The organism is Amycolatopsis sp. NPDC004368 (assembly GCF_053602515.1).
Genome location: NZ_JBSGDT010000009.1, coordinates 102,495 through 120,263, shown reverse-complemented (window position 1 = coordinate 120,263; position 17,769 = coordinate 102,495). Strand labels below are relative to the sequence as shown.

The following is a 17,769-nucleotide window of genomic DNA, read 5'->3' as shown; positions in this document are numbered from 1 at the left end:
GTAAGCTCACGACATGGAGGAATGGACGCAGTTCGCGGGCCGGTCGAGCCGCGACGGGTATGAGGTGTTTCACACCGACTGCCCGGCGCGCACGGTGCTCGACCACGTGACCAGCCGCTGGGGCGTGTGGGTGCTGATCGCCTTGCGGCAGCGGGAACTGCGGTTCTTCGAGTTGCGCCGGAGCATCGACGGGATCAGCGAGAAGATGCTCGCGCAGACCCTGCGCACCCTCGTCCGCGACGGCCTCGTGTGGCGCGAGGTCGAACCCACCACACCCCCGCAGGTCACCTACGGCCTCACTCCGCTCGGCCGCGGCACCGGCGACCACCTCTCGACGCTGTTCACCTGGCTGCGCGACCACGCCGTCGACATCCTCGCCACCCAGGCGGGGTACGACGAGTCCGGCGGCCGGCAGAGCGCGTAGGCATGGCGGCGGAAGAACCCGGGGGCACCGCGGCTCCGAGAACCGGTCACGCCCGGCGCACGTTCCTGCTCGGTGCCGGGGCCGCCGGCGCGGCCATCGCCGCGTCCGGCGCGATCTCGGCCGCGCTGAACCACCCGGCTCCGGTCGAGGCGACGGGCGGTTTCGGCGCCGACTGGCTGTTCGGCAAGTTCGTGCCGGGCTGCACCGACGTGGACTTCGACGACCGGTCCATGACGCTCGTGTCGGTGCCCCACTGCGTCACGCCGCTTTCGTGGCAGAGCTGGCAACCGAACGACTGGCAGCACCTGTGGGTGTACCGCCAGCACTTCCTCGTGCCGCCGCAGCTGCGCAAGAACCGCGCGTTCCTCCGGTTCGACGGGGTTCTCAGCGCCACCACGGTGTTCCTCAACGGCCGCCGCGTCGCCGCCCGCAGCGGTGGCTACCTGCCGCTCACCTGCGAGGTGACCGGGTTGCTTTCGGAGAAGGACAACGTGCTCGCCGTGGCCGTCGACGGCCGGTGGCAGCAGGACACGCCGCCCGACCTGCCGGAGTACCCGAACCCGACGGCCATCGACTTCTACCAGCCCGCCGGGATCTACCGCGCGGTGAACCTCTACGGCACCCCGCAGGCCCATCTGTCCGATGTGTACGCCCAGCAGATCGCCGTGCTCACGCCGAACCGGGCCGTGGTGGTGCACTGCACCGTCGACGCCGGTAAGGCCGTGAAGGGACCGGTGCGGCTCACCGCGACGCTGAGCCAGGCCGGCACCGAGATTGCCGGCGCCGTCACCGACATCACCGGGCTGCGCCAGGGCGAGACGAACGCCACCGTCACGCTCGAAGGCCTCGACGCGGTGAAGCTGTGGGACGTCGACGACCCGGCGATGTGCGACATCCTCGTCACGCTCTCGGTGGCGGGGCGCAAGGTCCACACCTACCCCGTGCGCACCGGCCTGCGCGATGCCCAGTTCACTGTGGACGGTTTCCGCCTCAACGGCCGTCCGCTCAAGCTCTTCGGGCTCAACCGCCACCAGTGGTACCCGTTCGTCGGCGGCGCCATGCCCGAACGCGTGCAGCGGCGCGACGCCGAGATCCTCAAGAACGAGCTCAACGTCAACATGGTGCGCTGCTCGCACTACCCGCAGTCGCCCGCGTTCCTCGACGCGTGCGACGAGCTGGGCATCCTCGTGTGGGAGGAGCTGCCGGGCTGGGACCACGTCGGCGACACGGCGTGGCAGGAGCTCGCGGTGCGCGACGTGCACGACATGATCGTGCGCGACCGCAACCACCCGTCGATCATCGTGTGGGGCACCCGCGTGAACGAGACCCTGGGCCAGTACACGCTCTACGGCAAGACCGACCAGCTGGCCGCGGAGCTCGACCCGATGCGCCCGTGCACCGGAGCGGTGGCCGGGCAGAAGGGGTACGTCCAACCGTTGTACCCGGTCAAGGAGAACGGTGGGGTCTTCTCCTTCAACGACTACAGCAAGCCGCCCTCGCGCAACGCGCCGCCGCCGCTGCGCCCGCCGCGCCACGGCGTGCCGTACCTGGTGAGCGAAGCGGTCGGCACGCTCGTGGGCGCGCCGTACTTCCGCCGCACCGACTCCGCGGACGTGCAGCGCGAGCAGAGCATGCTGCACGCGTGGGTGCACGAACACGCCGCGGCCGACCCGCGCTACTGCGGGCTGATCGCGTGGTGCGGCTTCGACTACCCGTCGGGCTGGTACCACTCGCTGCGGGGCGTGAAGTACCCCGGTGTGGTCGACTTCTTCCGGATTCCCAAGCTGGGTGCGGGGTTCTACCGCGCCCAGCGCGCGCCGTCGCGCGGCGCGGTGATCGAGCCCGCGTTCTACTGGGACTTCGGGCCCGGCTCACCCCGCGGCGGACCCGGGCGCAACGCGCTGATCTGGTCCAACTGCGACCAGCTCGTGGTCACGGTCGCGGGGCGGCGGCCGGTCACCGTGCAGCCCGACCACGCGCGGTTCCCGCACCTGAAGCACCCGCCGTTCCTGGTGAACCTCACCGTGACCGGGCGGGCGCGGCCGGACCTCACGATCGAGGGCCGGGTGAAGGGGCAGACGGTGCTGCGCCGCCGGTTCAGCGCCGACCCGACGTTCGACACGCTCGCCGTGGCTGCCGACGACGGCGCCATCACGGCCGACGGCCAGGACACCACGCGCGTCACGCTCCGGTCGGTCGACCGCTACGGCGCGCCGCGCCCGCACGCCCGCGGGGTGCTCAGCGTAGCGGTCGAGGGGCCGGGAATCCTGATCGGAGACCCGTTCCTGGACTTCGGCGCCCTCGGCGGCGCGGCGGCGGTGTGGGTCCGCTCGATGCGCGACACGCCCGGGACGATCACCGTGACCGCGTCGCACCCGTTCCTGGACACGGGAACGGCCACGATCTCCTCGGTCTGAGCCGGCGCGCGCGGGTACCATCGGCAGCGCCACGAGAAAACGCTTGGGAGGCGGCATGGCGCGGACGCTGACCCACACGGATCCGGCCGAGGTCACGTTGCAGCAGGCGCTCGACGCGCTGACCGACCCGGTGCGCCGCACCATCCTGCGCGAGCTGTCGGACGAGCCGGACTTCTCCCGCACGTGCGGCACCTTCGACCTGCCGGTGTCCAAGGCCACGGCGAGCCACCACTTCGCGGTGCTGCGCTCCACGGGCCTGCTCGAACAGCTCGACCGCGGCCCCCGCCGCTACAACCGCCTGCGGCGCACGGAGTTCGACGCGCGGTTCCCCGGGCTGCTGGACCTGGTGCTCACGGAGCCGTGACGCGGTCGATCGTCCACTTCGGACGCGTCAGTCCTTGGCCAGCCCGTCGAGCCACTTGAGCATCAGCTGCGTCTCCTCGGCGCCCAGCGGCGCGTCCTCGGCCCGCAGCAGCGCGGCGAGCTGCAACGCCGTCGTGGGCAGTTGCGCTTCGGTGCCGGCGGTGGCGGTGCCGTTTTCCGGGGTGAGCAGGCTGTCGTGCACCGCGTCTCGCACGCGGGTGGACAGTTCGGGATCGGTGTAGATGTCGGGCTGGGTGACCATGTTGAGCGCCACGCCGATGTTCGCCGACATCACGCGCTGCGCGGCGGCGTCGGGGTCCACGCGCAGGCGCCCGATGGCGGCGATCCGCACGAGCGACTCGCGCAGCAGCCGCAGCGCCTCCTGGGCGGCACCCGGCACCTCGGCGAACGCGGGCGAGTACATCAGCCGGTACACGGCCGGGTGAGCCCGGGCGAAGGCGATGTGGTTGTCCCAGCCGGTTTTCAGATCGGCGACCGGGTCGGCCGACGGCTGGGCCGCCCGCTTCCCCGCCAGGTACCGCTCGAACCCGTGGTCCACCACCGCCGACATCAACCCGTTCTTGTCCCCGAACAGTCGGTACAGCATCGGCGCCCCCACCCCCACCGCCTCGCACACGGCGCGCGTGGAGATGTCCCGATCGGGCGAGGCGTCGAGCAGTTTCTCGGCGGCCTCCAGCATTTGGGTGCGGATGTCCATACCGCCAGTGTACTCCGGATATCGCGCTCGCGTATCAATGTTACGCACGTCATAGCGTTGATACGGGATTTCTCTACCGATGATAACCCGTTCGGGAGTGTGCGGCTCGGGTGGTTCAGCCGGCTCCGAGCAGCGCCGCGATCCGCGGCGCCTCGGCCGTCTTGAACCGCACCTCGACGTGACCGCCGCGGTCGGCGTGGAAGGTCCCCGGTTCGTACCCGAGGACCAGCCGCCGCTCCTGCGCCAGCACAGCGACGCCGAAGGGCCGGCCCGCGCGCAGCGGCACGTCGATGTGCTTGCCCTTCTGCTCGCCGGCGGTGAGCCACACCAGCAGCCGCTGCCGCGTCACCACGAGAGCGCCCGCGGTGGCGTCCACGGCGCCGAACCGCCACACCCCCGGGGCGCGGTACCCGCGGTAGCGGACGGAGCCGGTGAGCCCTCCGCCAGGTACACCACCCCCTCGGCCGTCAGCCCCGCCCGCACCGGTTCGGGCAGCCGCCCCGACCCCAGCACCGCCCGCGCGAAGAAGTTCACGCCCGACCCTTAAACATGCCCCGACGGCGCGCGAGGGCAGTTTCACCGTCCGTTCACGTCACCAGGTGACCGGCACGTTCGCCACCCCGCCCGTGAGCCGGTTGGACCGCACGTCGAGGTCGGAGACGTCCACCGCGAGCCGCAGGCCCGGGAAGCGGCGGAACAGCGTGCTGAAGACGACTCGCAGCTCGGTGCGCGCGAGGCTCGCGCCGATGCAGAAGTAGCCGCCGTAGCCGAAGGCGATGTGGTTGTTGGGTTTGCGGTCGGCGTCGAACTCGTCGGGGTCGGCGAAGGCCTCCGCGTCGCGGTTGGCCGAGGCGGTGGAGATCATCACGGCGTCGCCGCGGCGGAGGGTGACGCCGCCGAGCTCGACGTCTTCGTGGGCGTAGCGCAGCAGGCCCAGCCCGCCCGGAGCGGACATCCGCAGGATCTCCTCGACCGTGCTGTGCGTGCGGCCGTCCGGGTCGGCGGCGAGCGCGTCGCGGCGGGCGGTGTCGGCGAGCAGGAACAGCACGCCGAGGTCGATGCGGTTCGACGTGGTCTCGTGGCCGGCGAACAGCAGGCCCGCACCCAGCCGGGCGAGGTCGTCGTCGGTGAAGGTCGGGTCGTCGGCCTGCGCGGCGACGAGGTCGGACACCACGTCCTGCGCCGGCTCCGCGCGCTTCTTCGCGGCCAGCTCGCCCAGATAGGCCGCGAACTCGTCCATGGCCAGCTTCGCGTCGCCCCCGCTGTCGAGCACGCCGATGCGGTCGGACAGACCGCGGAACTTCTCACGGTCCGCGTACGGCACGCCGAGCAGCTCGCAGATCACCAGCACCGGCAGCGGGAACGACAGGTGCTCGTGCAGGTTCACGGGTTCGCCGCCGGCCGCGTCGTGCGCGGCTTCGAGCTCGTCGAGACACCGGTCGGTGAGCTCCTGGATGTGCTCGCCGAGCTTGCGCATGCGGTTGGCAGAAAATGCCGGCACGAGCAGCCGCCGCAGCCGGGCGTGCTCGGCCTGCTCGTTGTCGTGGGTGCCCTGCGGGCCGCTGAGCACGGCCGCGTCCGACACCACCGAGGCCTCCTCCGGCTTCGGGTGCGAACGGCCGAACCGCGGATCGCCGAACACCGCGCGGGCTTCGGAGAACCGGGTCACGAGCCAGGCCGGGTCACCCGCCGGCGTCGTCACCGGCGAGATCGGGCCCTCACGGCGCAGAACCTGGTACAGGGGCGCGATCTCCAGCACGTTCGGCCGGTCGAAGGGCAGCCGCGGCGCACGCTCGGTGGTGGTCATGGCGAACACTCCTTGTCGGGTGGGGGGTTCGGGCCCCGCACACGCACTCGCGGGCCGGCTCGGTTCCTGCTCGGCCGGCGGGCGCCACGGGTCCTCTTTGTGCCTGCGCCGGCTTCGTCAACCGTTCGGCCCGCGCCGCAAGAGCGCTTTCCCTCGCAGCGAGCGCCCGGAGCCGATCCGCCGGCTCGAGTGAGCCTCGCCCGACGGCACCGGAAGCGGCGAAGCGCTTCAGCGCCGGGCAGACCGAGTTGTCGGACAACGGCCGGCCGCTCGACTCCTCGACCCGCGCGGGGTGCCCGCGCAGTAGGACGTCGATCCACATCCCGGTCACCGTAACGTGGGTTCTCCTGACCCGACAACGGCCACCACGGTGACCCGGACGGAAAATCCCGTCACGTCCGCAGCACGGCGGCGCCGGTGAACCGCCCCGCCGCGAGGTCGGCCAGCGCCCGGTCGGCGTGGTCGAGCGGGTACGGGCGCGTGGTCACGTGCAGCCGGTGCCGGCCGGCGAACGCGAGGAACTCGCGGGCGTCGGCGCGCGTGTTCGCCGTGACGCTGCGGACCTGCCGTTCCTGGAACAGGTGCCGCGCGTAGTCCAGCGCGGGCACCTCGGTGAGGTGGATGCCCGCGATGGCGAGAGTGCCCCCGCGGTCGAGCGCCGCCAGCGCGACCGGCACCAGCCCGCCCGCGGGGGCGAACAGGATCGCCGAATCGAGCGGCTCGGGCGGCGGCTCCCCCGCATCACCCGCCGACGCGGCACCGAGGTCGAGCGCCAGCCGCTGCGCCGCGCGGCTGCGGGTGACCACGTGGACCCGGGCGCCCTGCGCGATCGCCACCTGCGCGGCGAGGTGCGCGCTGCCGCCGAAGCCGTACACGCCGAGGCGCCCGCCCTCGGGGACCTCCGCCCGGAGCAGGGCGCGGTAGCCGATGAGCCCGGCGCACAGCAGCGGTGCGAGCTCGTCGTCGGAGTAGCCGGCGGGCAGCCGGTGGGCGTAGTCCGCCGGGACCACTGCGTACTCGGCGTAGCCGCCGTCGGCGTCCCAGCCCGTGTACCGCGATCCGGGGCAGAGGTTTTCCGTGCCCCGCAAGCAGAACTCGCACGTGCCGCACGTGTGGCGCAGCCAGGCGATGCCCACGCGGTCACCGATCGCGAACCCGGCGCCGGGTGTGGCGACGACCTCGCCGACCACCTCGTGGCCCGGCGTGACCGCCGGCCGGTGCACCGGCAGATCCCCTTCCGCCACATGGAGATCCGTGCGGCACACCCCGCACGCGAGCACGCGCACGAGCAGCTCACCCGGCGCCGGTTCGGGCACTGGCCCGCAGCAGCGCCGCAACGGCCCGGTGGCGACCGGCCCCGGCGCCGTGACCCGCCACGACCGCATCGTGGCCGGCAGTCCCGTCATGACCCGAACGTAGCGCGTGGAGCGCGGGGCGGCAGGTCGTCCGCCGCCCCGCTCTCCCGCGATCGGTCAACGGCCGCTCCACTGGAACGTGGCGGTGGCGCCGGCGCCCACGGTCGCGTCGAACGAGCGCTCACCCGAGACGACCGTGAACTTCTGCTCGGCCTTCGCCGTGTTCAGCGCGACCACGGTCGTCGAGCGGTCGGGGTTCGTGAACGCCACGGCCTCGATCGGCGTGCTGTCCCCACTGGTGTAGACCACCGACGAGGCGATGCGCACCGCGCCCGGTGGCACGAACTTCGAGAAGTGCTCGATGTCGCGGTACTGGTCGTTGTAGGTCACGGCCTTCGTCTGCGAGTTCACGGTGATCGTGCCGTTGCAGGTGCCGCAGCCGCCGAGGTGCGGGCCGTGGTTCTCGTCGAGCGCGATGTTCCAGTCGATCGAGCTGCGGCCCCAGTTCTTCATCACGCCGAGGATCGTGGACGAGTCGCCGCCCTCGCACTCGGTCATGAAGATGTCTTTGCCGGGGAACGACGCCTTGAGCGGCGTCTGCGCGTCGGACGAGCCGTAGTAGCAGTGGTAGGCGGTGCCCGCCAGCCACTTCGCGGCCGGGGTGGACAGCAGGTCGTAGGGGTACGCCGGCTGCGGGTCCTCCCCCGCCCGCTGGTGCGAGGCGATGTCACCGGGGTGCTCGCTCCAGTTGTGGTCGAAGCCGAGGATCTTCGTGTCGAGCCCCGCCGCGTGGATGGCCGGGCCGAGGGCCTCGATCACCTTCGCCTCCTGCTGCCACGGCAGGTCGGTGCCCGGGTAGTTGTCGCGCTCCAGGGCCTGCGGCTCGTTCTGCACGGTCAGGTAGTCCACGTGGACCCCGGCCTTGCGGTAGGCCTGCAGGAACTTCACCAGGTACTGGGCGTAGGCGCGGTAGATCCGCGGCGAGTCGATGAGCTTGCCGTCGATCATCGAGCCGGAGGTCTTCATCCAGCCCGGCATGCTCCACGGGCTCGCGACGATCTCCAGCTTCGGGTTCAGCTTCTTCGCCTGGCGCACCAAAGGCAGGATCTGGGCCTCATCGTGCGCGATCGAGAAGTGCTTGAGGTCGTAGTCGGTCTGCCCGGCCGGCATGTCGTCATAGCTGTAGTCCTGCCCGACGGCGAAGTCCGACGCGCCGATGGGCTGGCGCAGGAAGCTGATGCCCGCGCCGGCGCGCGGGTCGAACAGGTTCTTCATGACCTCGTCGCGGTTGCCCGGGGCGAGGCCGTAGAGCACGTGCGCCGACGAGTCGGTGATGGCGGCGCCGAAGCCGGACACGGTCTGGAACTTCACGTTCGGATCGAGCCGCACCGTAGTCGGCGCCACCGCGGCCGGGCTCTGCCAGCTCAGCTGCGTGTCGACCGGGGTCGCGTCACCGGGGTTGGTGAGCCATTCGTGGACGCTCGTGGAAAGAGGGGCTTGGACTTGGGTTTGGGCTCGGGCTGCTTGGGCCTCTCGGTCTGCCGGGGACGCGGCGGTCGCCGACCCGGCCGCCACCGTCACGGCGGCCGCGGCGGCCGTCACCGAACACAGCACTCTTCGCAAGCGCGGCATGCAGATTCCTTCGTTTCACGGGGAAAACCCAGCGGACCCGGCGGCGTGGGGAGCGCCGCGGGAACCCGCGCCCACGTTGGCGGCCGCGACCGGGGTTCGCCCCGACACAACCAAAACCGGGGCGTGGTGACAAGATCCCCGGCCCGGCTTCCCCGCGTTCAGGCGGTTTGTCCGCACGTCCGGCCCGTTCCCGTGCCACTGACCGGCAACCCCTGGGTGAGCGTTCTCTTGTCCGGCAAGGCAATTCAGCCCGCTGATCGTCTGCCGCGCCTTCCCGAGTGAGGTATCGGTGTGCCCAGGGTCTTGCCCGGGTGTGGGGCAGGGCGCCAGGGGACTGACCACCGCCTTCGCAGTTGTCCACAACCGCACCGGCCGAGGCAGGAACGACGTCATGGCTCGAACCGCTCACGCACCCCGACCCCACCCCACCTCTCACCCACCGTGGCCAACGGAGATCCGCCACGCCGGTGACGGCTCACTCGGCCTGGTCGCGCACGGGCTGTTAAATTCGGTCCGACCACGGTTGAGCACCCAGCCGTCACCAGACCGTGTCCCGGCCACCCACCGGGCACCAGGGCCTGCTGCCGGTGGCTGCCGGGGCGGGCCCGTGATCCCGGGAGGTTACCCGTCGTGACCGACGACCTCAGAGGGCCCGGCGCGCGCCGTCTGCCCACCCTCGACATCTCCACCACGGCCGGTCCCGGCGTGACCGTGGTCACCGCAGCCGGCGAAATCGACACGGCGGTGTCGGAGGCATTGCGCGGTGCACTGGCCGCGGCGCTCGAAAGCCGTCCGGAAGTGCTGGTCACGGATTTGTCCGACGTGCCGTTCTGCGACTCCAGCGGCCTGTCGGTGCTGATCGACATCCGTGGCCGCGCGATCGAGGCCGGCGTCGCGTTCCGCATCGTGACGCGGCAGCGCGGGCTGCTGCGCCCGATCAGCCTCCTGCACCTCGACTCGGTGCTGGAGATCCACCCGACACTGGAGAGCGCCACGGGCGCGGTTCCCTCGTCGTGATGCGCGACCGCGCGGCCGGGCCTAACGTCCCTGTATGAGCGATCTGCCAAGATTTCCCGAGGAGTCCACCCCACCTCCCTATGGCGAACCCGCACGTCCGGCCGTGCCGACCACCATCACGGTCGCGTTCTGGGCGTTCGTCGCCTCGACCGTGATCGGCATCGTCGGTGGTCTGCTGCTGTTCGGGCAGAAGGACGAGCTGATCGACGCCGCCCGCGGCACGAACAGCACGCTGAGTGAAGCCCAGCTCGACCAGGCGGCGAACATCGCGCTCGTGATCGGCGTGGTCATCGCGGTGGTCATCGCGCTGCTGTACCTGCTCTTCGCGGTGAAGCTGCGCGCGGGGCGCAACTGGGCGCGCATCGTGCTGACCGTGCTCACCGCACTGCAGGTGTTGTCGCTGCTCAGGAGCGACGGCGGCACCTGGCTGAGCTACGTGTCGGCGGTGGCCGCGGTGATCGGCGTGGTGTTCTCGTTCCTCGGCGATTCCAACGCCTACATCGCTGCGGGCCGGCAGGTGCGGCGGTAGCCACTCGCGCGGCGGCTGGCGGCCGTAGTGCACTTGCACTACGCTGGAACTCGGTTGAGCCACCAGCCGCCGCGATTTTTACCGCGCTCAGGGAGCGTCGGCGCCGATCGGCTGGGATGTGCGAACTCCGGCCGCCCGGCCGCCGCCCGGGCGCGACCAACGAGAGGCGGGCCGCCATGAGCGCCCTACGCCGCACGAAATCTTCAGCCGGCCCGGTCGACCACGTCGACCCCCACGGGCTGCTCCACCTGCACGTCCACCGTCCCGTTCCCGGCGCGTCCGTGGTGGAGGTGGTCGGCGAGGTGGACCTGTGCACCGCGCCCCACCTCGAGGAAGTCGTCGAAGCCCGCATCCGCAGCGCGGTCGGCGTGGTGATCATCGACCTGGGCCGCACCACCTTCCTCGCCGTCGCCGGCCTGAAGGTCCTGCGGCGCATGCAGCTGCTCGCGCGGCTGTTCGACACCGACTTCTACGTGGATCCCGGCGACTCGCACCCGGCTCGCCGACTGTTGCAGCTCATGCCGCTGGGCTGCGAACGCCCCGGCGCCGCCGAGGGCCTTCCCCCGTCGACGTGCCCGAGCAGCGACCGCTCACGACCTGAGGCGCGTTCACCCTCCGTTGGTTGTCCGGTGAGGACCGGACTGCCCAAGATGGCGGGATGATGGAGCGCCACCACCGGCACAAGTCCGACGACAGCACCGGGCTCGCCGAAGCCGCCGAGCACGCCGGGTTCGACCTCGGAACCGACCTCGCCCAGCCGGTGCCCACCCACGAGCACAACACCTTCGAGGCCGAGGTCGACCTGGGCGTGGACGGCGAGCCACCGCAGCTGCGCGGCTGAGCTCCCTTCGACACGAGGATGGCCGCCACCCGGAGCCAGGGTGGCGGCCATCGTCTCGCGGCCGGTGCGTCACCGCATCGGCCTGCTCGTTCAACATCACGAGCGGTGATCGCTATTCCCGTTCAGGCCGTGCCGGGGTCGCGGAAGTCGTCCGGGCTGACCTCGTCGAGCAGGTCGCGGAACTGCCGGATCTCGTCTTCGGTGCCCTCGCCCGGTTCACCGCCGAGCGCCTCGGCCGGATCCTCGCCGCCGGCCACGGTCACGTCGACCGCCGCCTCGGCGAGCACCGCCTCGGCGACGTCGATGGGCGCGTGGGCGCGCAGGCCCACCGCGATCGCGTCGCTGGGCCGCGCCGACACGCGCACGCCGTCGGAGAGCACGAGGTCGGCGTGGAAGATGCTGTCCCGCAGCTCGGTGACCTCGACGCTCGTCACGTGCCGGCCGAACGCCGACACCACCTCGAGGATGAGCTCGACCGTGCCCGGCCGCGCCGATGTGACCTGCTCCTGCGCCGCGGCCAGCTCCTGTGCCTCCGGCGCCCCGATGGTGATGGCCAGCCAGCGGCGCTGCCCCGTTTCCTCACGCAGCAGCACCACCGGCGCCACCTCCTGAGCGACGACGGCCAGGCCCTGGACCCGCACTTGCACCATGTGGTTCACCTGCTTCCGGACTGAGGTCCCCGTGGGGATGTACCCAGTGTCGCGCGCGGGCACGCGTACCGGCGCGGGGCGGGGTCAGGTAAAACTGGACACGGCGGCCACGAACTCGGCCGCCACGTCGTAGAGCTTGCGGTTTCCGTCCTGCGAACGCTTCACGAGGCGTTGGAAAGCTTCTTCGGCGGTGATGCGGTGGGCGGCCATCAGGATGCCTTTGGCCTGGTCGATCACCGCGCGCGTGGCCAGCGCCCGGTTGAGCTGGGCCACCAGCTCCTGCGCGTCGAAGTACCGGCGCGCGCTGCGCAGGCCGAACACCACCGTCGCGGTGTAGAGCTCGAGGATTTTCACCTCGAGGTCGCTGAACCCGTGTTCGCCGAACCCGAACAAGTTCATGGCGCCGCTCATGTCGCCGTCGACGGTGAGCGGCGCCGCGAGGAAACTCGCCACGCCGAGCTCTTCGGCGGCCGACGCGAACTGCGGCCACTGGTCGGCGACCGCGCCGACCCCGACGCGGACGGGCACACCCGTCTCGGCCGCGCGCAGGCACGGCCCGTCCCCGATGCGGTACTGCTCGCGGTCGAAGTTCACCGCGCGCTGGTCGGTGCTGGCGACGGTCTCCCCGACCCCGTCGCGCACCAAGGTGATGCTCGCCATGTCAGCCCCGGCCACCACCTGCACCACGTGCTCGCACACCGCCTGCAGCATCTGCCCGAGATCGAGTTCCTGGTGGTCGAGCATCGCGGTCAGCGACTCCATCGCCACGGTGACTTCGTCAAGCCGTGCGGATAGCCGTTCCTGGCCGCCGGTCATGTTTCCCTGGCCCCTTCTCTTGGGTACTTGAAGGGCGCCGCAGACCAGGCGAGACCCGGGCGCGCGCCACTACTGGCCGCTAGCGCTTTAACGGGTCCTCTCAGGACATTACTGCATCCGATCGCCTGTCCCACACGCGGTGCCGCTCCCCTCCTGCACCACGCGTCCCACGGATTCGACGTGTCGGACCGGGGCCGCGTGGGTAACCGGGGGTCATGGAGAACGAAGGAGCCGGCAGCTCGCCGAGCCACGGGATGCCGGCGGTCGACGACCTGCTCGCGGAGGTGGTCGAGCTGCGCCTGCCCGCGGAGACCGGGCAGATCCCGCTGGTGCGGATGCTGGCGCAGGCGGTGGCCGCCCGCGCCGACTACGGGCTCGACGCGATCGCCGATGCCAAGATGGCCGTGGACGAGGCGTGCGCGCAGCTCGTGGAGCTCGCGGACTTCGGCGAGACGATGACGTGCCGCTTCCGCGTGGCACCCGAGGGCATCACCATCACCGTGGAGACCACGACCGGCCACGCCCGGCTGCCCAGCGAGCGCAGCTTCGGCTGGCACGTGCTCACCACCCTGGCCACCTCCGTGTCGGCCACCAGCGCCCCGGCGTCGGCTTCGGCCGGCAACACGCTGTCGATCCACCTGGAGCTGGGCGCGGGGACGGCCCGGTGAACCAGCAGCCGATCACTCGGCGCCGCGACGAATACGCCCACACGGTGCCGCTGTTCGAGGAGTTCGCCGCCCTGGAGGCGGACGACCCCCGGCGACCGCGCCTGCGCGAGCGGCTCGTCACGGAGTTCCTCCCCGTGGCCGAGCACATCGCCACGCGCTTCACCGGCCGCGGCGAACCGCGCGAGGATCTCGTGCAGGTGGCCCGCATCGGGCTGATCAACGCGATCGACCGGTTCACCCCCGACCGCGGCCCCGACTTCCTGTCGTTCGCCGTGCCCACCGTGATGGGCGAGATCCGCCGCCACTTCCGCGACACCGGCTGGTCGGTGCGCGTGCCGCGCCGGCTCAAGGAACTGCACCTGGCGCTGAGCCACGGATCGAGCGCGCTGTCGCAGACGCTCGGGCGCTCGCCCACACCGACCGAGCTCGCCGAGCACCTCGGGCTCGACGTCGACGAGGTTCACGAAGGCCTGATCGCCGGAAACGCGTACCAGACGCTGTCGGTGGACAAGCCCGTGCACGACGACGCGGAACCCCTTTCGCTCGCCGACACCCTCGGCGAAGAGGACTCGGCACTCGAGCACATCGAAAACCACGAGGCCCTCGAACCGCTCCTGCGGGAACTGCCGCAGCGCGAACGCGCCATCCTCGTGATGCGCTTCTTCGGCGGCCTCACGCAAACCCAGATCGCCGATCGCGTGGGCATTTCGCAGATGCACGTGTCGCGGCTGCTGTCGCAGACCCTCGAACAGCTCCGCGGAAAGCTCACCACCGACCCGTGAGCGCGGCACGAACCGAAATCTTTTCACCGGCAACGCCGGAAAACGCCACACACCAACAAAAACTCCGCGGTACCGCCGCCCGTTCCCGTTACGGGAATTCGGCTTCTTCACCCGCAGGAGCGAACCCGTTGTCCGGCCCTGCGTCTTCTGCGAGGATTCATTCCCGTCCACGACGAAGGAGTGTCCGGTGGCTTCGATCCTCAACCCGTACATCAGCTTCCGCGACGACGCCCGGCAGGCGATGGAGTTCTACCGGGACGTGTTCGGCGGAACGCTCACGATCATGACGTTCGGGGAATCCGGCATGGCGGACTCCCCCGCGGCGGACAACATCATGCACGCCCAGCTCACCACCGACAACGGGTTCACGCTGATGGCGGCCGACACACCGCCGGGCATGGACCACAACCCGGGCACCAACATCTCGGTGAGCCTCTCCGGCGACGACGGCGACCAGCTGCGCGGCTACTGGGGCAAGCTCTCCGACGGCGGAACGGTCGCCGTCCCCCTCGAAAAGCAGATGTGGGGCGACGAGTTCGGCATGTGCGTCGACAAGTTCGGCATCGGCTGGATGGTCAACATCGCGCAGCCGCAGGGCTGAGCCACCCGGCGGCGCCCGGGTTACCCGGCACCGCCGCCGGGTAGCCCTCGCGTGTCCGGACCACCCCGAGGGACAGGAGACGTGATGCGGGTCGTGATCGTGGGCGGCGGGTTCGCCGGGTACAACGCGGCGAAGCAGCTGCTGAAGACCGCCGACGACGACGTGGAAGTGGTGGTGGTCAACCCCACCGACTACTTCCTCTACCTGCCCCTGCTGCCCGAGGTCGCGGCCGGCCTGCTCGACCCGCGCAGCATCACCGTGTCCATCCCGGACACCCTGCACGGCGTGCGGCTCGTGCTCGGCGCAGTGACCACTGTGGACTTCGACGCGCACACGGTGGGCTACACCGACCCCGAGGACCGCACCCACGAGCTGACCTACGACCGGCTCGTGCTCGCCGCCGGCAGCGTGAACAAGCTCCTGCCGATCCCCGGCGTCTGCGAGAACGCCCACGGCTTTCGCGGGGTGCCCGAGGCGCTCTACCTGCGGGACCACATCACCCGCCAGATCGAGCTCGCCGCCGCGGCCGACGACCCGGCGGAACGCGCCGCGCGCTGCACGTTCGTGGTCGTCGGCGCCGGGTACACGGGCACCGAGGTCGCGGCGCAGGGCCCGCCGTTCACCGAGGCCCTCACCGCGCGCCACCCCGAGCTCGCGGGCCAGCCGGTGCGGTGGCTGCTGCTCGACATCGCCGACCGGGTGCTGCCCGAGCTGTCGCCACGGCTGGGCCGGACCGCGGACGCGGTGCTGCGCGAGCGCGGCGTCGAAGTGCTGATGAAGACCTCGGTGTCCGGAGCCGACGCCGACGGCGTCACCCTCACCACCGGCGAGCGCGTGCCCGCTCGCACGCTCGTGTGGTGCGTCGGCGTGCGGCCCGACCCGCTGGTGGCCGACATCGGCCTGCCCACGGCCAAGGGCCGCGTGGTGGTGACCGCACAGCTCGGCGTGCCGGGCCACCCGGACGTGTTCGCGTGCGGCGACGCCGCGGCCGTGCCGGACCTCACGCGCCCCGGCGAGTACACGGCCATGACCGCGCAGCACGCCGAACGCCAGGGCCGGCTCGCCGGGCACAACGTCGCCGCGTCACTCGGCTACGGCAAGCCCGCCATGTACCGCCACCACGACCTCGGGTTCGTCGTCGACCTCGGCGCGGGCCGCGCGGCCGCCAATCCCCTGCACCTGCCGCTGTCGGGCTGGCCCGCGAAGCTCGTGACGCGGGGCTACCACCTGCTGGCGATGCCGGGCAACCGCCTGCGCACCGCCACGGGCTGGGCGCTCGCGACGGTGAGCCGGCGCCCGACCGTCCAACTGGGACTGGTCCGCGGCCCGTCCGTGCCGCTCGACACTGACTCGCCGGAGGTGCCGCACCTCCGCCGGTGAGTCCGGTGTGGACGGATCACGCCACAACCTGGACCGAGGCTCCGACCGGGAGCCCGTCGAAGAACACCTCGGAGTCGGCGTCGGAGAGGTGGACGCAGCCGTGGGAGGGCTTGTCCAACGGCCCGGCGTGGAAGGCGATGCCCCCGGCGGCGAAGAACACCGAGTTGGGCATCGAGTCGCCGTACTCGCTGCTGGTGTGGACCTTGTCCTTCCACGCGACCGCGAAGCTGCCGACGGGGGTCGGCTGGCTCGCGTCGCCCGGTTCCATCGCCACCGGGCCGTGCACGACCACGCCGTCCTTCAGCAGCCACGCCAGCCGCAGCGACAGGCTCGCGCACGCCCCGGTGCTCACCGTGCACGGCGGAGCCGGGGGCGGCGGGGTCGTCGAGGAAGGCGTCGTCACGGTGGTGGCGGGTGCGAGACTCGACGCGTCGGCCAGCGGTGTGGGCGTGGGTGTGGCCGCCTGCGGTGCGGCGCACGCCGTGAGCGCGGCCGCGGTCACCACCAGCACGGTCGCGCGGATCTTCGCCTGCATCGGCAACTCCTCTTGTCCGGTCCACCGTGGTCAACGCATGGGCGGCCCCGAAGGTTGAGTCCGTGACCGCGGACACTACCGGCGCAGAATGTTGACGCGTCATCGACTCCGGGTAGGCTCGACGCCAGGACCTCGCGAGGAAGTGGACATGGAACTCGGTATCTACAGCTTCGGTGATCGCACCCCCGACCCGATCACCGGCGAGCAGGTGTCGGTGGCGCAGCGGCTCGCCGAGACGCTGGAGCGCATCAAGCTCGCCGACGAGCTCGGCCTCGGGTTCTACGGCCTGGGCGAGCACCACCTCGAGCACTACGCGATCTCGAACCCCGCCACCGTGCTGGCCGCGGCGGCGAGCGTGACCGAGCACATCACGCTCGCGAGCGCGGTCACGGTGCTCTCCACCGAAGACCCGGTGCGCGTGTACCAGCAGTTCACCACGCTCGACCAGCTCAGCCGCGGCCGCGCGGAGCTGCTCGCCGGGCGCGGCTCGTTCACCGAGTCGTTCCCGCTCTTCGGCGCCGACCTCGGTGACTACGACGAGCTGTTCGAGGAAAAGCTCGCCCTGCTGCTGCGCATCGACCGCGAAGACCCGATCACCTGGTCGGGCCGCTTCCGCCCGCCGCTGGACAACGCGCACATCTACCCGCGCCCGTACGGCCGGCGCCTGCGCATCTCCGTCGGCACCGGCGGCAACCCGGAGTCCTCGATCCGCGCCGGCCTGCTCGGCCTGCCCGTGGTCTACGCCGTGATCGGCGGCGAGCCCGAACGCTTCGCCCCGCTCGTCGACCTCTACCGCCGCGCCGCCGCGGCCGGCGACCACACCGACGACGAACACGACGTGACCATGGGCGCCATCGGCTTCCTCGCCGAGAACTCCCAGGACGCCAAGGAAACCTTCTTCCCGTACTGGCTCGAGACCATGAAGTGGGGCGCCCGCTCGCGCGGCTGGGCCGTGCCCACGCGCCGCGAGTACGACCAGTTCACCGAGGGCGCCCGTGCCCTGTTCGTCGGCAGCCCGAACGAGGTCGCCGACCGCCTCATCACCGTCGGCAAACTGACGGGTGCCGACCGCTACGCCATGCAGATGGACTGGTCGGGCGTGCCCCACGCGAAGGTGATGAAGGCGATCGAACTGCTGGGGACCGAGGTGCTGCCGCAGGTGCGCAAGGAGTTCGGCTGAGCGGTGCGGGGGCGGGCTCGCGGGTCGCGCCGCCCGGCCCACGATCGTACGAGC

The 17,769-nt window shown here is 71.3% G+C and carries 20 protein-coding genes; 12 read left to right on the top strand and 8 right to left on the bottom strand.

All coding sequences use genetic code 11. From position 1 onward, the window contains the following. The first annotated feature begins 13 nt into the window (after positions 1–13). From ACWEOE_RS15910 to ACWEOE_RS15900, 3 genes are read left to right on the top strand one after another with little or no spacing between them, the layout of a single operon-like run. Positions 14–424 carry a winged helix-turn-helix transcriptional regulator gene (locus tag ACWEOE_RS15910; protein WP_452009136.1) on the top strand — a complete coding sequence of 137 codons (411 nt, stop codon included), beginning with the start codon at positions 14–16 and terminating at the stop codon, positions 422–424. A gap of 2 nt (positions 425–426) precedes the next feature. Then, entirely contained in the window at positions 427–2,841 is a 2,415-nt protein-coding gene (locus ACWEOE_RS15905; RefSeq protein WP_452009133.1) for a glycoside hydrolase family 2 protein, read from the top strand. 55 nt (positions 2,842–2,896) lie between these two features. Next, positions 2,897–3,205, top strand: a complete 309-nt coding sequence (locus tag ACWEOE_RS15900; protein WP_452009130.1) for an ArsR/SmtB family transcription factor — start codon at positions 2,897–2,899, stop codon at positions 3,203–3,205. A gap of 27 nt (positions 3,206–3,232) precedes the next feature. On the opposite strand, the gene ACWEOE_RS15895 is transcribed toward ACWEOE_RS15900, so the two are convergent. From ACWEOE_RS15895 to ACWEOE_RS15875, 5 genes are all read right to left on the bottom strand, one after another. Continuing rightward, entirely contained in the window at positions 3,233–3,922 is a 690-nt protein-coding gene (locus tag ACWEOE_RS15895; protein WP_452009128.1) for a TetR/AcrR family transcriptional regulator, read from the bottom strand. A gap of 115 nt (positions 3,923–4,037) precedes the next feature. Further along, positions 4,038–4,298 carry a hypothetical protein gene (locus ACWEOE_RS15890; RefSeq protein WP_452009126.1) on the bottom strand — a complete coding sequence of 87 codons (261 nt, stop codon included), beginning with the start codon at positions 4,296–4,298 and terminating at the stop codon, positions 4,038–4,040. 216 nt (positions 4,299–4,514) lie between these two features. Continuing rightward, on the bottom strand, positions 4,515–5,729 hold the full coding sequence (locus ACWEOE_RS15885) for a cytochrome P450 (RefSeq protein ID WP_452009123.1): 1,215 nt from the start codon (positions 5,727–5,729) through the stop codon (positions 4,515–4,517). Positions 5,730–6,121: 392 nt separating this feature from the next. Continuing rightward, positions 6,122–7,114, bottom strand: a complete 993-nt coding sequence (locus ACWEOE_RS15880; RefSeq protein ID WP_452009447.1) for a zinc-binding alcohol dehydrogenase family protein — start codon at positions 7,112–7,114, stop codon at positions 6,122–6,124. 87 nt (positions 7,115–7,201) lie between these two features. Continuing rightward, positions 7,202–8,716 carry a glycoside hydrolase family 30 protein gene (locus ACWEOE_RS15875; protein WP_452009120.1) on the bottom strand — a complete coding sequence of 505 codons (1,515 nt, stop codon included), beginning with the start codon at positions 8,714–8,716 and terminating at the stop codon, positions 7,202–7,204. Positions 8,717–9,346: 630 nt separating this feature from the next. Here ACWEOE_RS15875 and ACWEOE_RS15870 point away from each other — a divergent pair. From ACWEOE_RS15870 to ACWEOE_RS15855, 4 genes are all read left to right on the top strand, one after another. Continuing rightward, positions 9,347–9,733 (top strand): STAS domain-containing protein, encoded by a 387-nt coding sequence (locus tag ACWEOE_RS15870; RefSeq protein WP_452009117.1) that lies wholly within the window; start codon positions 9,347–9,349, stop codon positions 9,731–9,733. Between the two features lie 34 nt (positions 9,734–9,767). Continuing rightward, positions 9,768–10,262, top strand: a complete 495-nt coding sequence (locus ACWEOE_RS15865; protein ID WP_452009115.1) for a hypothetical protein — start codon at positions 9,768–9,770, stop codon at positions 10,260–10,262. A 176-nt stretch (positions 10,263–10,438) separates the two neighbouring features. Next, positions 10,439–10,924 (top strand): STAS domain-containing protein, encoded by a 486-nt coding sequence (locus ACWEOE_RS15860; RefSeq protein ID WP_452009113.1) that lies wholly within the window; start codon positions 10,439–10,441, stop codon positions 10,922–10,924. After that, positions 10,921–11,103, top strand: coding sequence for a hypothetical protein (locus ACWEOE_RS15855; protein WP_452009110.1), 183 nt, complete (start codon positions 10,921–10,923; stop codon positions 11,101–11,103). Before ACWEOE_RS15860 ends, ACWEOE_RS15855 begins: the two co-directional genes overlap by 4 nt. A 122-nt stretch (positions 11,104–11,225) precedes the next feature. On the opposite strand, the gene ACWEOE_RS15850 is transcribed toward ACWEOE_RS15855, so the two are convergent. Next, positions 11,226–11,753, bottom strand: a complete 528-nt coding sequence (locus ACWEOE_RS15850; RefSeq protein WP_452009107.1) for a bifunctional nuclease family protein — start codon at positions 11,751–11,753, stop codon at positions 11,226–11,228. 84 nt (positions 11,754–11,837) lie between these two features. After that, positions 11,838–12,569 (bottom strand): ANTAR domain-containing response regulator, encoded by a 732-nt coding sequence (locus ACWEOE_RS15845; protein ID WP_452009104.1) that lies wholly within the window; start codon positions 12,567–12,569, stop codon positions 11,838–11,840. A gap of 215 nt (positions 12,570–12,784) precedes the next feature. On the opposite strand from ACWEOE_RS15845, the gene ACWEOE_RS15840 reads away from it, so the two are divergent. The 4 genes from ACWEOE_RS15840 to ACWEOE_RS15825 all read left to right on the top strand — a co-directional run bounded on the left by ACWEOE_RS15840 (position 12,785) and on the right by ACWEOE_RS15825 (position 16,000). Further along, on the top strand, positions 12,785–13,237 hold the full coding sequence (locus ACWEOE_RS15840; RefSeq protein WP_452009102.1) for an ATP-binding protein: 453 nt from the start codon (positions 12,785–12,787) through the stop codon (positions 13,235–13,237). After that, a complete protein-coding gene (locus ACWEOE_RS15835) occupies positions 13,234–14,019 on the top strand; it encodes a SigB/SigF/SigG family RNA polymerase sigma factor (RefSeq protein WP_452009100.1) in 786 nt (261 codons plus the stop codon). The genes ACWEOE_RS15840 and ACWEOE_RS15835 overlap by 4 nt, the downstream gene beginning before the upstream one ends. Positions 14,020–14,206: 187 nt before the next feature. Beyond that, positions 14,207–14,620 carry a VOC family protein gene (locus ACWEOE_RS15830; protein ID WP_452009098.1) on the top strand — a complete coding sequence of 138 codons (414 nt, stop codon included), beginning with the start codon at positions 14,207–14,209 and terminating at the stop codon, positions 14,618–14,620. A gap of 84 nt (positions 14,621–14,704) precedes the next feature. Further along, complete coding sequence (locus tag ACWEOE_RS15825) at positions 14,705–16,000, top strand: NAD(P)/FAD-dependent oxidoreductase (protein WP_452009096.1); 1,296 nt, start codon at positions 14,705–14,707, stop codon at positions 15,998–16,000. A 16-nt stretch (positions 16,001–16,016) separates the two neighbouring features. Here ACWEOE_RS15825 and ACWEOE_RS15820 read toward each other — a convergent pair whose 3' ends face one another. After that, positions 16,017–16,535, bottom strand: coding sequence for a L,D-transpeptidase (locus ACWEOE_RS15820; RefSeq protein ID WP_452009093.1), 519 nt, complete (start codon positions 16,533–16,535; stop codon positions 16,017–16,019). A 148-nt stretch (positions 16,536–16,683) separates the two neighbouring features. Here ACWEOE_RS15820 and ACWEOE_RS15815 point away from each other — a divergent pair, with 148 nt between their 5' ends. Further along, on the top strand, positions 16,684–17,715 hold the full coding sequence (locus ACWEOE_RS15815; RefSeq protein ID WP_452009090.1) for an LLM class flavin-dependent oxidoreductase: 1,032 nt from the start codon (positions 16,684–16,686) through the stop codon (positions 17,713–17,715). Positions 17,716–17,769: the final 54 nt, after the last annotated feature.